Annotated in this window: 13 protein-coding genes; 5 read left to right on the forward strand and 8 right to left on the reverse strand. The window is 70.5% G+C overall.

The annotated features are described in order from the left end of the window. Positions 1 to 25 precede the first annotated feature (25 nt). The 3 genes from O7542_RS19530 to O7542_RS19540 all read left to right on the forward strand — a co-directional run bounded on the left by O7542_RS19530 (position 26) and on the right by O7542_RS19540 (position 3,171). Positions 26 to 736 carry a hypothetical protein gene (locus tag O7542_RS19530; protein ID WP_281604997.1) on the forward strand — a complete coding sequence of 237 codons (711 nt, stop codon included), beginning with the start codon at positions 26 to 28 and terminating at the stop codon, positions 734 to 736. 321 nt (positions 737 to 1,057) lie between these two features. Further along, the gene (locus O7542_RS19535) at positions 1,058 to 1,942 is read left to right on the forward strand and encodes an inositol monophosphatase family protein (RefSeq protein WP_281604998.1); all 885 of its coding nucleotides are present in this window, start codon (positions 1,058 to 1,060) and stop codon (positions 1,940 to 1,942) included. Continuing rightward, the gene (locus O7542_RS19540; RefSeq protein WP_281604999.1) at positions 1,888 to 3,171 is read left to right on the forward strand and encodes a hypothetical protein; all 1,284 of its coding nucleotides are present in this window, start codon (positions 1,888 to 1,890) and stop codon (positions 3,169 to 3,171) included. The genes O7542_RS19535 and O7542_RS19540 overlap by 55 nt, the downstream gene beginning before the upstream one ends. 258 nt (positions 3,172 to 3,429) lie before the next feature. Here O7542_RS19540 and O7542_RS19545 read toward each other — a convergent pair whose 3' ends face one another. After that, entirely contained in the window at positions 3,430 to 3,603 is a 174-nt protein-coding gene (locus O7542_RS19545; protein WP_281605000.1) for a hypothetical protein, read from the reverse strand. A gap of 53 nt (positions 3,604 to 3,656) precedes the next feature. After that, the gene (locus O7542_RS19550) at positions 3,657 to 4,361 is read right to left on the reverse strand and encodes a TetR/AcrR family transcriptional regulator C-terminal domain-containing protein (protein ID WP_281605001.1); all 705 of its coding nucleotides are present in this window, start codon (positions 4,359 to 4,361) and stop codon (positions 3,657 to 3,659) included. Between the two features lie 85 nt (positions 4,362 to 4,446). On the opposite strand from O7542_RS19550, the gene O7542_RS19555 reads away from it, so the two are divergent. Beyond that, positions 4,447 to 5,130, forward strand: a complete 684-nt coding sequence (locus tag O7542_RS19555; RefSeq protein ID WP_281605002.1) for a DUF4386 domain-containing protein — start codon at positions 4,447 to 4,449, stop codon at positions 5,128 to 5,130. On the opposite strand, the gene O7542_RS19560 is transcribed toward O7542_RS19555, so the two are convergent. From O7542_RS19560 to O7542_RS19585, 6 genes are all read right to left on the reverse strand, one after another. Beyond that, on the reverse strand, positions 5,127 to 6,821 hold the full coding sequence (locus O7542_RS19560) for a SulP family inorganic anion transporter (RefSeq protein ID WP_043326022.1): 1,695 nt from the start codon (positions 6,819 to 6,821) through the stop codon (positions 5,127 to 5,129). The two genes, O7542_RS19555 and O7542_RS19560, sit on opposite strands and share 4 nt — an antisense overlap. Next, positions 6,818 to 7,156, reverse strand: coding sequence for a metalloregulator ArsR/SmtB family transcription factor (locus O7542_RS19565; RefSeq protein WP_013284484.1), 339 nt, complete (start codon positions 7,154 to 7,156; stop codon positions 6,818 to 6,820). Before O7542_RS19565 ends, O7542_RS19560 begins: the two co-directional genes overlap by 4 nt. 81 nt (positions 7,157 to 7,237) lie before the next feature. Next, entirely contained in the window at positions 7,238 to 9,685 is a 2,448-nt protein-coding gene (locus tag O7542_RS19570) for a glycoside hydrolase family 2 protein (protein ID WP_281605003.1), read from the reverse strand. Continuing rightward, positions 9,682 to 10,542 (reverse strand): carbohydrate ABC transporter permease, encoded by an 861-nt coding sequence (locus O7542_RS19575; RefSeq protein ID WP_187692901.1) that lies wholly within the window; start codon positions 10,540 to 10,542, stop codon positions 9,682 to 9,684. Before O7542_RS19575 ends, O7542_RS19570 begins: the two co-directional genes overlap by 4 nt. Further along, positions 10,539 to 11,540: a sugar ABC transporter permease gene (locus tag O7542_RS19580; protein ID WP_281605004.1), complete on the reverse strand. Its 1,002-nt coding sequence runs from the start codon at positions 11,538 to 11,540 to the stop codon at positions 10,539 to 10,541. The genes O7542_RS19575 and O7542_RS19580 overlap by 4 nt, the downstream gene beginning before the upstream one ends. Before the next feature lie 70 nt (positions 11,541 to 11,610). Further along, positions 11,611 to 12,894, reverse strand: a complete 1,284-nt coding sequence (locus O7542_RS19585) for an extracellular solute-binding protein (RefSeq protein ID WP_069087623.1) — start codon at positions 12,892 to 12,894, stop codon at positions 11,611 to 11,613. A 339-nt stretch (positions 12,895 to 13,233) separates the two neighbouring features. Here O7542_RS19585 and O7542_RS19590 point away from each other — a divergent pair, with 339 nt between their 5' ends. Beyond that, positions 13,234 to 14,259 (forward strand): LacI family DNA-binding transcriptional regulator, encoded by a 1,026-nt coding sequence (locus O7542_RS19590; protein WP_064446989.1) that lies wholly within the window; start codon positions 13,234 to 13,236, stop codon positions 14,257 to 14,259. The last annotated feature ends 9 nt before the right edge of the window (positions 14,260 to 14,268 follow it).

A 14,268-nucleotide genomic window follows, 5' to 3' on the forward strand; every position in this document is an offset into this window, starting at 1 on the left:
AGGGTCTGGCGGCGTGGAGACGACGGTGAGTTACTCGAGACTGGTCCGGCCGGCGATCGACCGGGTCTACGTTGGCGCCCGCTGGGCAGCTCGCGCCCGGATGGAGGCGTTCTACGCCGAGCGGGGCTGCACACTCGGTGCGGAGAACAGCTTCTTCTCCGGTGTGCTGGCCCGGCCGATGCCCGCCGAGGCGCTGGCCGACGGCCTGATCTACACGTCCGGCAGCATGGACGAGGAACTGGCGCAGGGCGTCGTCGTCCGGGACGACGAGGGCGCGTGGCACCTCACCGACCTGGGCCGGGAACTGACGCTGTTCGCCCAGCGGGCCACCGGCGAGGCCGCCGAGGAACTGTGGGCCATGCTGCCCGGGGTGCTGCCCGGCCTGGGCGTCGTGCCCCGGCTCGCCGACTTGGTCGGCCGGGTGCTGGCGCACGCGCAGGCCACCGGCGGGCCGGTGTTCCGGGCGATGTCCCCGCCGTACGAGCCGGCGGGCGCCTCCCCGGCGCTGCTGCTCGTGACCCGGCTGGGCTCGCTGCGGCACCACCGTGCGGACGCGCACCGGGCCGCGTGGCGGGCCGCCGGGCTGACCGCCGACGAGATCCGTACGCTGCCGGACGGCCCGGAACGCGCAGCGATCGAGGCGGACACCGACCGCCGCGACGAGCGGGCGTACGTGGTGCTCACCGAGGCCGAGCGATGGGACTTGCTGGCCGGCCTCGCCGCCCTCCCCAACTAGAAGCCCTGTGGCGTACTCGGCAACGGTGGGCGGGTGCGACCAACGGGCGTGCCGACGCAGGGTCAGGGTCAGCGCCCGGGTGGTTCGCGGCGGTGTGCCGGGCCCGCTCCAGCGAAGGATCCCCGACCAATGGCGAGGCGTAAACCGGTATCGGCAGCGGCTGCATCGGGACCCTGCTGAACCAGTTGCTGGCCGATTCGCACGAAGGGGAGCCGCGAGGAAGCGCGGCGAGCCGGTCGCTCCTTTCCGCAGACAGGGATAGTGGTGAAAGGATGGGCCTCCATTGGCAGGCTGGTCCCACACGAACGTGTAGGAGAGTCGATGAATCTTGAGCAACTGTGGTCCGAGTTGACGACGGAGCTTCTGGACATCCTTGCTGCCAATCGGTCCCGGATCGCGGAACTCGATGTACGGGAGAAGGCCGACCAGACTTTGCTCACCGAAGCTGACCTCGCGGTTGAACAGCTGATCATGGCCAAGATCCGCGCCTTGGATCCTGCTGCCCGTGTCCTAGCGGAGGAGTCGGGTAGCGGTAGTTGGCGGCCCGGCATCGATGAGGAGCCTGCGCGGATCTGGATCATCGATCCGATCGATGGTACGGCTGAGTTCGTCCATCCGAGGAGCGCCGAGTTCTGCTCCGTTGTATGCCTGTTAGAACAGCGGACGCCAGTCGCCGCGCTCATCGTCGCTCCCGAACTCGGTACCGGCCGCACGCCGGTCGTCGTGCAAGCATCCCGAGCCGACAGCACGATCCTCGTCAACGGTCGGCCCGCGGTGCTTAACAACCATTCCGAGCCCGCACTTGTCGCATCTCTGACACGCAGTTCGGGGTCCGAGGCACCGCCCTACGAGTCGGCCATGGTGAAGGCTGGCTACCGGCTGAAGACCCGCACCACGTCACAGACGCTCGACATGCTCCGCACAGCGCTGGATCTCACAGATCATGTAGACGGGGCCCCACGTTTCGACCTCTTCCATCGCAAGCAACAGAAGGTCTGGGATGGCTTGGCGGGGTTGTGCCTGGGTGAGATCGTCGGTCTAATGTGCACAGACGGTGAGGGAAACAAGCGCTTACCAGTGTCTATCGATACGCTCGCTCAGCCAGAACCGGCTTTCGCCAGCACCGTGATGGGTCGTCCGGAGGCAGTCAAGTGGTTCGTGGAGTTGGCGCGGGACTCCCGCACCGAAACACCGAAGTCCTCGTAGACGTAACGTCGATCATCGGTGCCGATGACTTCATCGCCGCCCAGAACCGCCGCGTGCAACCCGGTGATCCGTTCGCGCGCCAAGCCTTCGTCGAACTGATCCAGTCCTTGATTTTCATGGACCGGGTATGGGTTGCCCACCCAGTGCTCGCTCGACCCACTGCTGCGGATTTCGGCACAAAACCCTTCCTGCTACGGGCGTTGGCGGAGGCAGAGCTACTCCATCCGCTACAACTGGATGCCGATGAGAGCCGAACCGCTCGGACTGCTGAGGAGTCTGCTCTTCAGGATCTGCAGAGCTGGCAGGGGAGCCAGGCGCTCGGGCAGTTCATCGAGCAGGCGCTCGTCTGCGACGACGCCATGCCGGGGCCTCGCAACTCGCTCTCGAAGCGCATCCACGGCTGGTCCACGTTCCAGGCCGCCCATGTCCGGGTGGCCGGCCATCACGCGGATCGGATCGCGACATCGGACGGCGTTGAGGATGACCCGTTCGGTGAGTGGGCGAGAGCAGCCTCAATCGTCCTGCGGGGTCCACTGCGGTCGATGGCTCCGCCGGGTGAGGAGGTCTACGTCGCAGCCACCCTTGCACGAGGGCTCAAGTACCGGTCGAGAGCGGACGCCGCGGGGCTTTCATACCAAGCACACCCCATTCGAAGAGACTTCCTCCTTACCTTCGACCTGTCCCGCGAGGGCGCGGCCGAAGGAGTCGTACTCGACGTCATCAAGGCTATTCGCGGTATCCACCAATCCCTCGCCACTGCCGTAAGTGAGAGCGACACCCATCAGGTGCGGTTGCTTGAGTTGGAACTACCACTACTCGGCGGTCGACTCTGGCAGGCTTCGGAAACCGGCAAAATGGGAGACAACGCGTGGGTCGACCTGGTCGTCAACCGCATCGGTGAGTATCGAAAAAAGGCAGCGGACCTACGGGCAGCTGTCGCCAGGTGCGTCACCGACGAGGACTACCTACGCCTTGCGCGGGACATCGACGAAGCAAAGAAGCAACTACTCGAACGCCTCGGGCTACGCAAGATCGCCTTGTCGACGGTAGAGCAGGAACTCGTGAATGGCGTGGCGTCCGTGGCTGAGTCGGTGCCGGGAATCCCGAAGGTTTCGGGAATGTGGATCGGTGCCCGGGTGATCGGCAAGCAGGTCTCTGCGACCGGCACCCCGGTACAGCGATTCCTGTACAGAGAGTTCTATCGGGCGTGGAAGCGGGCAGGACGCTGAGGTGAATTCCGCGTCGAGGCGATCCGCGCGGCCAGACGATTGGAGCGCGCGGCGATCGAGGCGGACACCGGCCGCCGCGACGAGCCCGCGTACGCGGTGCTCACCGGCACCGAGCGCGGGGAGTTGCTGCCGGCCTCGCCGCCCTGCCAACTAGTGCTCGCCCACAGAGCCGTTGGGTGGAACGCCATGGGTGTCTCCGGCCCCGTTTGACACCCATCGCGTTCCACTCACCGCGAGGGCGCGCTGCGCAACGGCAGGTCAAGCGCGGGGCGGGTCCTCCTCGGCCGGGGCGGCGCCATCTACCGGCAGGCCGAACTCCGCCGGTGAGTTCTCGTCGGTGCCGTCCAGGTCCGCGTGCGGCTCGTCCGGGATGACGTCGTCGGGATCGGCGCCTCCGGCGTGCAGTTCGGACAGCTCAACCGGATCAGTCATGCCGTGCTGGTACCCGTCCGACGCTGTCCGAACCCGCCCGAGGGCCGACGGGGTCAGGCGCGCGGCAGGTGTCGTTCGAGGCCGTCGAAGAGCAGGTCGAGGGTGAACTCGAACTCGGTCTGGGAGTCGCACCACCCCAGCGTCGGATCGGCCGCGTCGTGCGTCTCGGCGGCCACCATCGCGGCCAGGTGCGGCAGCCGTTCGGCCAGCGCCACCATCTCCGCTTCCGCGGCTGCGGCGTCGGCCGCCCCGCCCGCGTCCGGGCGGAACACCTCCTGGGCGAAGCCGAGCGCCATGCTGCCGAACGCGTGCAGCGCCCGGTGGGCGATCCGGTACGAGAAGCCGCCGTCGACGAGCGTGGCGAGGATGCCGTCGTAGTAGGCGTACACCCCGGCGGGGACTGTCGGGCGCGAGCTGAGCAGCGCGGGGGCCCACGGGTGCCGCAGCATGACCGCGCGCGCGGCGAGGAAGCGCAGCCGTAGCCGGGTACGCCAGTCGCCGCCGGGCGCGTCCGCTTCGGCACGCTCGGCGGCCGAGGTGATCTCCGTGGCGACCGCGTCCACGAGGCCGTCGAGCAGTCCGGCCTTGCCGGGTAGGTGGTGGTAGAGCGACATGGCCTCGACGCCGAGTTCGGCGGCGAGCCGGCGCATCGTGAGCGCCTCCATCCCTTCGGCGTCGACGAGGGCGATCGCGCTGGCCAGGGCCCGCTCGCGGCTCAGCGGCTCCCGAGGTTTCCGCGCTCCCATCCGGCTCCCCATCTCCCCTTGACCTTACAACGTATGGTTGGCCTTACGGCGTAAGGCAAGCCCCGCCACCGCGTCGTTCACCCCCGAAGGAGCCGCCATGCACCAGCTGATCCGTACCGCCCGGGTGACCGGGCTGTTCTACCTCGGGCTCGCCGTCACCGGCGCGCTGGGGTTCCTCACCGTCCGGCCGATGATCTTTAACCCGGACGACGCGGGCGCGACGTTCGCCAACCTGGTGGCCCACGAGTCGCTGGCCCGCGTCGGCATCGTCCTCGAACTGCTCGTCGTCCTCACCCAGGCGCTCACCGCCGTCTGGTTCCACCGCCTGTTCCGGACTGTCGACAGCACCGCCTCGGGCAGCATCGCCGCCTTCGGGCTCGTCAACGCGGTCGCGATCCTGGGCAGCGCCGCAGTGCTCGCGGCGGCCCTGGGGGTGGCGACCGGCGGGCCGGGCGACGCCGACACGGTCCAGCTGCTCTACCTGGTCAGCGGGAACCTGTGGGAGGTGGGCGGCCTCTTCTTCGGGCTCTGGCTGGTGCCGATGGGCTGGTGCGTGCTCCGGTCGGGCTGGCTGCCCCGGCCGCTGGGCCGGCTCCTCGTCGCCGGTGGCGTCGGCTACGTGCTCATGACGTTCGTCGCGTACCTCACCCCCGGCGCCGGCATCGTCGGCGATCTGCTGGTGGTGCCCGCCACGGTGGGCGAGGTGTGGATCCTCGGCTACCTGATCGTCTTCGGCGTGCGAAAGCGCGCGGAGACGGATGCCAGGGCGACCGCGGCCTAGGCGGGGCTCGCGGCCAGGGCGACACCCCGGGCGTACCGGATGGCGGCCGGGGTGTCCGCGAACACCAGGCCCTCGCGGCGCAGCTCCTCGGCGACGCCGAGCGTGCTGAGCACCTGGTCGTGGCCCGGGGTGATGCCGGAGAGCAGCACCGTGATGCCCCGGGCGCGCAGCCGGGCGATGGCGTCGCCGAGCACCTGCGCGCCGGTGGCGTCGATGGTGGAGACGCGGGACATCCGCAGGATCACCACCCGCACGTCGGCCACCTCGGCCAACTCCAGCAGGAACGTGTGCGCGGCGGCGAAGAAGAGCGGCCCGTCCAGCCGGTACGCGACGATGTGCTCGGCGAGCAGCGCGTGCTCCTCGGCGCTGTGCTCGCCGGTGTCCAGCGGCACCTGTTCCAGCTTGGCGCTGCGGGCCACCGCGCGCAGCGCCAGCACGACCGCGACAGCGAGCCCGACGACCACAGCTGTCACCAGGTCCCAGATGACGGTGACGGCGAACGTCAGCACCAGCACCACCGCGTCGGCGCGGGTGGCCCGCATCAGCGCCAGCAGGGAGGCCGCCTCCACCATCCGTACCGTGGTGGCGAGCAGCACCCCGGCCAGGGCGGCCAGCGGGATGCGCCCGACGAGCGGGGCGGCGGCGAGCACGATCGCGGCGAGGGCCACCGCGTGGGTGAGCGCGGCGAGCTTCGAGGACGCCCCGGCGCGGACGTTCACCGCGGTACGGGCGATGGCGGCGGTCGCCGGGATGCCGCCGAAGACCGGGGAGGCGAGGTTGGCCAGGCCCTGGCCGAACAGTTCGCGGTCCGGGTCGTGCCGCTCGCCGACTGTCATGCCGTCGGCCACGGTGGCGGAGAGCAGGCTCTCCAGCGCGGCGAGCGCGGCCACGGCGAGGGCGCTGGGCAGCAGTACGCCCAGCGCGCCGAGGTCGACGAAGTCCAGCGACGGCGCGGGCAGCCCCTGCGGCAGCTCGCCGATCCGGGCCAGGTCGATCGGGGCCAGCTCGGCGAGGAGCGTCGCGGCGGCCACCCCGACCAGGGAGAACGGCACGGCGGGCCGCCACCGGCCGCCGAGCAGCATCAGCGCCGCCACGCCGAGCGCGACAGCGATCGCGGCGGGCCGGGGATGCGCGGCGAACCGGGCGACCGCGTCGGCGGCCACCGCCCACACCTTTTCGCCGTGCGCGCCGGTGACGCCGAGCGCGGCCGGCACCTGTTGCAGCGCGATGACCACGGCGATGCCGGCGGTGAACCCCTCGATCACCGGGGACGGCAGGTAGCGGACGTACCGGCCGAGGCGGGCCAGGGCGAGCGCGATCAGGATCAGCCCGGCCAGCGCGCCGACCATCAGCACGCCACCGGCGCCGAACTGCTGTACCACCGGCACCAGCACGACAGTCATCGCTCCGGTGGGGCCGGAGACCTGGAGGTTGGAGCCGCCGAAGACCGCCGCGACCGCCCCGGCGACGACGGCGGTGACGAGGCCGGCCTGCGCGCCGAGGCCGGAGGTGACGCCGAAGGCGAGCGCCAGGGGCAGCGCCACCACGGCGACGGTGAGCCCGGCGAGCAGGTCGCGCCGGGGCGAGCGGCGCGCTGCCGCCCAGTCGGCCCGGCCGGGCAGCAGCCCGCGGAACAGCCGGCCCGTCTGCCGTACGACGTCACCGGCGCGAAGGGCAGTCGCCGCGCTCACCGGTCCGTCCCCGAGGCCCGCAGCTCGTCCAGCAGGGCGTCCCGGTCGGTGAGGACCGCGCCGAGGATGCGCCGCCCGGCGGCGAGCAGGTCCGCCACGTCGGGGGTGCTGAGCGCGTACATGACGAGGGGGCCGTCCCGGTACGAGGTGACCATGCCGGCGCGGCGCAGCACGGCGAGCTGCTGGGAGAGGTTGGACGCCTCCACGTCGATGGCGGCGAGCAGGTCGCGGACCGGTTTCGGCCCGTCCTGGAGCAGTTCGAGCACCCGGATGCGCACGGGGTGCCCGAGGGTGCGGAACAGCTCCGCCTTGGCCTGGTACAGCGGCACCGACACGACACACCCCTCCGACGACGACTCTGAAGACTTTAGCACTTGCATAAATCTTCACATCGACGGAGATGAAGGGCGTCCCGCTCAGGCCAGGTCGTTGACGCAGCGCAGCACCGGCCGGGAGGTGAGCGCCTCGGCATCCAGCGGGCACGTGGTGCTCACCGTGAAGACGACGCTCTCCCCCGGCAGCAGCGTCACCAGGGCCGCGTCGACCTGGGCGGACGGGTCCAGCCGGTCCGGGAACAGCGTCAGGTCGCGCAGCACCGTCCGCGCGGTCACCCGGACCCGCCGGCCGCCGTCCACCGGCTCGACCGCCGCGTCCCACTCCGCCGCCGGCCACCGCACGTCGCGGTCCTCGGCGAAGAACCACAGCGCGCGCTCCGCGGCGTCCCCGGCGTCCGCGACGAGCAGTTCCGCGCGGCCGTCGTCCGGCCGCGCCAGCTCCGCCGGCAGTTCCACCACGACCGAGGAGTACGCCGGGACGTCGAGGTCGACCGAGGTCTTCGCCCTCGGCTCCCCGGTGACTGTCAGCCGGGTGACGGTGGCCGGCCCGCGCCACGCCTGGGCGGTCTCGTTCACCGCCACCAGCGCCGGCCGGCCGTCGCGCGGCTGCACCGTGAGCAGCCGGTCGGCGTAGGCGCGGCGCAGCGCGTACCACAGGGGTTTGCGGCGCCCGTCGCCGTCGATCGCCGACCACGACGTGACCGGCCAGCAGTCGTTGAGCTGCCACACGACGGTGCCGGCGCAGACCGGCCGGTGCGAGCGGAAGTGCTCCACGCCGAGCTGGATGGCGCGGGCCTGGTTGAGCTGGGTGAGGTAGTGCCAGTCGTCGAAGTCGGCGGGCGGCGGCAGGTGGGCGTCGAGCCCGCGCCGCAGCTTGCCGTCCCCGTCGGTTGCCTTCTGGTGGTGCGTCATGCCCGGCGAGTCGTGCGCGAGCGGGTCGTCGGAGAGGGCCCGGCGCAGCGTCGCGTACGCGGGCGGCGCCTGGTAGCCGAACTCGGCCACGAAGCGCGGCACGTAGTCCCGGTAGCGCGTGTAGTCGTCGGTGTTCCACACGTCCCAGATGTGCGTGGTGCCGTGCGCCGGGTTGTTGGGGTGAAGTTCCTCGCTGCCGGACCAGGGACTGCCCGGCCAGTACGGGACGGTCGGGTCCAGCTCCCCGACGACGGCGGGGAGCAGCTCCAGGTAGTAGCCGCGCCCCCAGGTGCGCCCGGCCAGGGGTTCCTGCCAGTCCCAGTCGTGCCAGCCCCAGATGTTCTCGTTGTTGCCGGTCCAGAGCACCAGCGACGGGTGCCCGGCGAGGCGGGTGACCTGCTCGCGCGCCTCCGCCTCGACCTCGGTGCGGAACGGTTCCTCCTCCGGATACGCGGCGCAGGCGAACAGGAAGTCCTGCTGCACCAGCAATCCCATCTCGTCGGCCAGGTCGTAGAAGTCGTCCGACTCGTACCGGCCGCCGCCCCAGACGCGCAGCAGGTTGACGTGCGCGCCGGCCGCCTGGCCGAACCGCTGCGCGAGGCGCTCCCGGGTGACCCGGTTCGGGAACGCGTCGTCGGGGATCCAGTTGACGCCCCTGACGAACACCGGCACGTCGTTGACGTGCAGCGCGAACGGGGTGCCGTGCGCGTCGGGCGTGGTGTCCAGGCGTACCGAGCGGAACCCGATCCGGCGGGACGCGGCGTCCAGCTCCCGGCCGTCGGCGGCGTGCAGGGTGGCGTCGAGGTCGTAGCGGGGCTGGTCGCCGTACCCGATCGGCCACCACAGCGCGGGGTCCGCGACGGCGAACGTCACGACGGCGGTCGGCTCCCCCGCCGGTACGGGGACCTCGGCGGTGACCCCGGCGACGGTGGCGCGGACGGTCAGCGGCTCGTCGCCGGTCCGCTCGACCTCGGCGTGCAGCTCGACCCGGCCGACGCCGTCGACCACGGTGACGATCGGCCGCACCGACGCGAGCCGGGCGGTGGACCAGGCGTGCAGGCCGATGTCGCGCCAGATGCCGGCGGTGACGAGCGTCGGTCCCCAGTCCCAGCCGAAGTTGCAGGCGGTCTTACGGATGAAGTGGAACGGCTCCGGGTACGCGTTCGGCCGGTCACCGAGCCGGTCCCGGTGCGCCTCGGCATACCGGTACGGGGAGTCGAAGCGTACGGCCAGGGTGTTGCCGTGCGGGCGCAGCAGCGCGCGGACGTCGAAGCGGTACGAGCGGTGCTGGTTCTCGGTGCGGCCGACCTCGACGCCGTTGAGCGTGACGGTGGCGACCGTGTCCAGGCCGGCGCAGACCAGGTCGACCCGCTCTTCGTCGCCGGGCTGCCATCCGAACGTCGTCTCGTAGACCCAGTCGGTGCGCCCGATCCAGGTGAGGCGGTTCTCGTTGTCGTCCAGGTACGGGTCGGGGATGAGGCCGGCCGCGAGCAGGTCGGTGTGCACGCATCCGGGCACTGTCGCCGGCACCGCCGTCCCGGCGATCTCCGGCGGCACCGCCGGACCGGGCTCGGCCCGCAGCGTCCATCCCTCGTGCAGCAGCGTTCGACGGCTCACGACTTCACCGCGCCTTCCATGATTCCGCGGACGATCTGACGTCCACCGATGAACAGCATGACCAGCAGAGGCACGGTGGCGATGAACGCGCCAGCGAGCACCCGCCGGTAGATCACGTAGTTGCCGCTTGCGAGGTCGGAGACCGCCACCATCGACGTCGGGTAGTCGGTGCCGCTGAGCGTGATGAGCGGCCACTGGAAGTCGTTCCAGGTGGCGACGAACGTGAGCAGGCCGAGCACCGCCAGCGCCGGGCGGATCGCGGGGAGCACGATCGTCGCGTACACCCGCATGGTCGTGGCGCCGTCGACCCGGGCCGACTCGATCAGCTCGTCCGGGACGGTGTTCAGGATGAACTGCCGCATGTAGAACACGCCGAACGCGGTGACCAGGCCGGGCGCGATGACCGCGAGCAGCGTGCCGTTCCAGCCGAGCCTGCCCATCACGATGTAGAGCGCCACGATGCCGAGCTGGTTGGGCACGGTGAGCGTGAGCACCACGAACAGCATCAGCGCGCGGCTGCCCCGGAAGCGCAGCTTGGCGAACGCGAAGCCGGCCAGCGAGCAGAAGAACAGCACCGAGGCGGTCACCACCACCGAGACGATGACGCTGTTGATCAGCGACGCGGCGAAGTAGACGTCCTGGAGGGAGAAGACCTCCTCGACGTTCGTCAGGAACCGGTCGCCGGGGACCACCGCGGGCGGCAGCTTCGCCAGCGCCTCGTCGTCACTGGTGGCGATGACGAACATCCAGTAGAGCGGGAACGCGGCGAACAGCATGCTGACCGCGAGCAGCAGGTAGGTCCAGAGCCCGGCCGGGGTGTCCTGCGGGGCCCGGGCCACCACACGTCGGGTCGTCACCGGCGGCCTCCGGAGAGTCGGTTGGTCAGCAGGTAGTTGAGGCCGGCCACGATCAGGATGATCAGGAACAACGCCCAGGACATGGCGGCGGCGTAGCCGAGGTTGAGGTCCTTCCAGCCGACCTTGTAGATGAGCTGGGCGATGGTCTGCCATTCACCGTCCGGCCCGCCGGTCGCGGCCTGCGCGTTCGGGTCGAACAGCATCGGCTCGGTGAACAACTGCAACCCGCCGATGGTGGAGAGGATGACTGTGAACAGGACCACCGGTTGGATCATCGGCACGGTTATCCGCCAGAGCTGCTTCCACTGCCCGGCGCCGTCGATGGCGGCGGCCTCGTAGACGTCGCGCGGGATGGACTGCATGGCGGCCAGGTAGAGCAGCGCGTTGTAGCCGATCCACTTCCAGTTGACCATGGTGGCGATGGCGATCCAGGCCTGGAGCTTGCCGGCCCGCCAGTCGATCGGGTCGTCCGCGCCGCCGATGCCGAGCAGGCCGAGCACCCAGTTGGCCATGCCGAAGTCGCGGGAGAAGAAGACGCTGAACACCATCGTCGAGGCCACGATCGGTGTCACGTACGGCAGCAGGACACCCACCCGCCACCAGGTCTGCGCCCGCAGCTTCCGGTTGAGCAGCGACGCGACGAGCAGCGCGAGCAGCAGTTGCGGCACTGTGGAGAGCAGGAAGATGCCGAACGTGTTGTAAAGGGCGTTCCAGAAGTCCTCGTCGGCGGCCAGGCGGCTGAAGTTCTCCAGGCCCGCCCAGTACGACAGCGTCGGGTCGTCCAGGCGGTAGTTGCGCAGCGACACGACCGCGTTGAACAGCAGCGGGAACAGCCCGAACACGAGGAAGAGCAGGAAGAACGGCGCGATCATCAGGTACGGCATGTAGCGCATGTCGAAGCGGTACAGCCGGTCGCGCCAGGTCATCCGCCGGTCGCCGGCACTGCCGCCCTGCGGCGCGGGTGGGCGGCGGGGCGGTGCGGCACGGGTGCTGGACATCTGTTCACTCCAGGGCCGGGAGATCGGACGGTGACGGGGCGGGCCGGGCCGCCCCGTCACCGCTGACACGTCAGGACTTCGCGGCCTTCTCGGCCTCCTTGACCGCCTCGTTCCAGGCTGCGTCGGACTTGAGCGACTTGTTCTCCACCCGCCGGATCACGTTCTCCACCGCCACCCGGGTCGGGCCGTTCTTGCGGCCCAGGTACTGCGGGGTGAGGCCCTGCGCCATCTTCGGGAAGATCTGGCCGACCGGGGCGTCGTTGAAGAACGGGTTCTTGAAGTCGGCGATGGCCGGGTCGGTGTAGAGCGCCGGCTGCGACGGCAGGTTGCCGACCTTCTTGAAGATCTCGATCTGCTGTTCCGGCGCGACCAGCCAGGTCAGCAGCTTGTACGCCTCGTCGACGTTCTTGCCCTGCTTGGGCAACGTCAGGAACGATCCGCCCCAGTTGCCGCCGCCACCCGGTACCGCGGCGATGTCCCACTTGCCCTCGGTGCCGGGCGCGGTGTCCTTGATGTGGCCGAGCATCCAGGCCGGGCAGGCGAGCACCGCGAACGCGCCGCTGGTGAAGCCCTTGTCCCAGTCGGCCTGGAAGCTGACCAGGTTCGCCGAGAGCCCGGCACCGACGGCCTTGACCGTGTAGTCGAACGCGACCTTCGGGCCCTGCTCCATCCGGAGCTGGTCCTGCTCGTCGTAGAACCCGACCGGCTGCTGACCGAGGATCGGGTTGAACAGGTTGGTGCCGGCGTCGATGAACTTCTTCTTCGTCGTGGTGGTGTACTGCTGGCCGACCTCGATGAACCTGTCCCAGGTGGGCCAGAGCGCTGACACCTGGTCGCGTTCGGTGGGCAGGCCGGCGGCCTTGAACAGGTCGGTGCGGTAGCACATGGCCAGGCCGCCGACGTCGGTGCCGAGGCCGATCTGCGTCTTGCCGTCCGCCGACAGCGACTGCTTCCACTTCCAGGGCAGGTACTTGCTCTCGTACGAGCCGGCGCCCTTGTCGAGCAGGTTGACGAACTTGTCGGACTGGCTTCGGAACTGGACCATGAAGCCCTCGTCGATCGCCGCGATGTCCGGCGCGCCGTTGCCCGCGACGAGCTTCTTCTGCAGGTCCTCGTGCTGGGCGTTGTACTCGCCCGAGTTGAGCTGGATCTTGACGTTCGGGTGTTCGGCCTCGTACCTGGCCTTGAGATCCTGGAGCCCGAAGTCGCCCCAGAAGTTGATTTTCAGCGTGACCTGACCACCGGCCGGGTCCGAGCCGCCGGTGGTGCTCCGGCCGCTGCAGGCGGCGATCATGACCAGGCTGACGGCACCGACGGCGGTCACCCGCGCCAGGTGCGTCCAGGACCGTCTCATCTCATCCTCCGCGCTGAAATGGGAACGCTCCCGAATATCGAGAGACGTTGACTGAACCGGATAAGTGACGCCACCGTACGGTTCCCATTCACGACTGTCAACGGCCGGTTACCGATGTGCCGATCCGGTAACCTCGCCGCCGCTTACGACCACGCTGCGGGCGGTCTCGTCGGGTCCGCGCTCTAGGCTGAACCGCACAAGCGACTGCCGCCGGATGCGGTCCACCGATGCCGCCCGCGGCACCCGGACCCGGCACCGCGTGCAGTAGCGTCACCAGACGCCGGTGATCCGGCGACCGGAAGCGCCCGCGAGGGCCGGACACAGTGGAGGAACGCTCCGGTGAAGCGGCCGACCATCGCCGACGTCGCCCGGCGCGCCGGGGTCTCCAAGGGCGCGGTGTCGTACGCGCTCAACGGCCAGCCCGGCGTCTCCGAGGCGACCCGCCAGCGCATCCTCGCGATCGCCGCCGAGATCGGGTTCCGGCCCAGCAGCGCCGCCCGCGCGTTGTCCGGGGCGACCGCCAAGGCGGTCGGGCTGGCGCTGTGCCGCCCCGCCCGGATACTCGGCATCGAGCCGTTCTTCATGGAGCTGATCAGCGGCGTCGAGGCCGAGCTGTCGGCCCGCTCGTACGCGCTCACACTCCAGGTGGTCAGCGACCAGGACGCCGAGATCGCGGTCTACCGGCGGTGGTGGGCCGAGCGCCGGGTCGACGGCGTGCTCGTCTGCGACCTGCGCACCGACGACCGGCGGGTGCCGGCGCTGGAGGAGCTGCAACTGCCGGCGGTGGTGATCGGCGGCCCCGGCCACACCGGCGGCCTCGCGAGCGTCTGGGCCGACGACGCGGCGGCGCTGGTCGAGACGGTGGAGTACCTGGTCGCGCTCGGCCACCGGCGCATCGCCCGGGTCGGCGGGCTGCCCTCGCTGCTGCACACCGAGATCCGCACCGAGGCGTTCACCGGCGTGTGCCGGCGGCTCGGGCTGGAGGAGGCGCAGACGGTCTGGTCCGACTACACCGGCGAGGAGGGCGCGCGGGCGACCCGCCGGCTGCTCAGCTCCGCCGCCCGCCCCACCGCGGTGATCTACGACAACGACGTGATGGCGATCGCCGGGCTCTCGGTGGCCCAGGAGATGGGCCTCACCGTCCCCGGCGACCTGTCCATCGTGGCCTGGGACGACTCGCCGCTCTGCCGGCTGGTGCACCCGCCGCTGACCGCGCTGGGCCGGGACATCCCGGCGTACGGCGCGCACGCCGCCCGGCAGCTCCTCGCCGTGATCGCGGGTGAGCCGGCCGCCGTGGTCCAGGACGAGACCGCGCACCTCACGCCGCGCGGCAGCACGGCCCCACCTCGTACGACGGACCGCTGAACCGGTTCA

The organism is Micromonospora sp. WMMC264 (assembly GCF_027497275.1).
GTDB classification, from domain to species: domain Bacteria; phylum Actinomycetota; class Actinomycetes; order Mycobacteriales; family Micromonosporaceae; genus Micromonospora; species Micromonospora chalcea.

Excerpts from the sequence above, each read along its gene's own strand:
- O7542_RS19535 (WP_281604998.1), top strand. The coding sequence starts at position 1,058 with ATGAATCTTGAGCAACTGTGGTCCGAGTTGACGACGGAGCTTCTGGAC.
- O7542_RS19545 (WP_281605000.1), bottom strand. The coding sequence starts at position 3,603 with ATGACTGATCCGGTTGAGCTGTCCGAACTGCACGCCGGAGGCGCCGAT.
- O7542_RS19550 (WP_281605001.1), bottom strand. The coding sequence starts at position 4,361 with ATGGGGAGCCGGATGGGAGCGCGGAAACCTCGGGAGCCGCTGAGCCGC.
- O7542_RS19555 (WP_281605002.1), top strand. The coding sequence starts at position 4,447 with ATGCACCAGCTGATCCGTACCGCCCGGGTGACCGGGCTGTTCTACCTC.
- O7542_RS19580 (WP_281605004.1), bottom strand. The coding sequence starts at position 11,540 with ATGTCCAGCACCCGTGCCGCACCGCCCCGCCGCCCACCCGCGCCGCAG.
- O7542_RS19585 (WP_069087623.1), bottom strand. The coding sequence starts at position 12,894 with ATGAGACGGTCCTGGACGCACCTGGCGCGGGTGACCGCCGTCGGTGCC.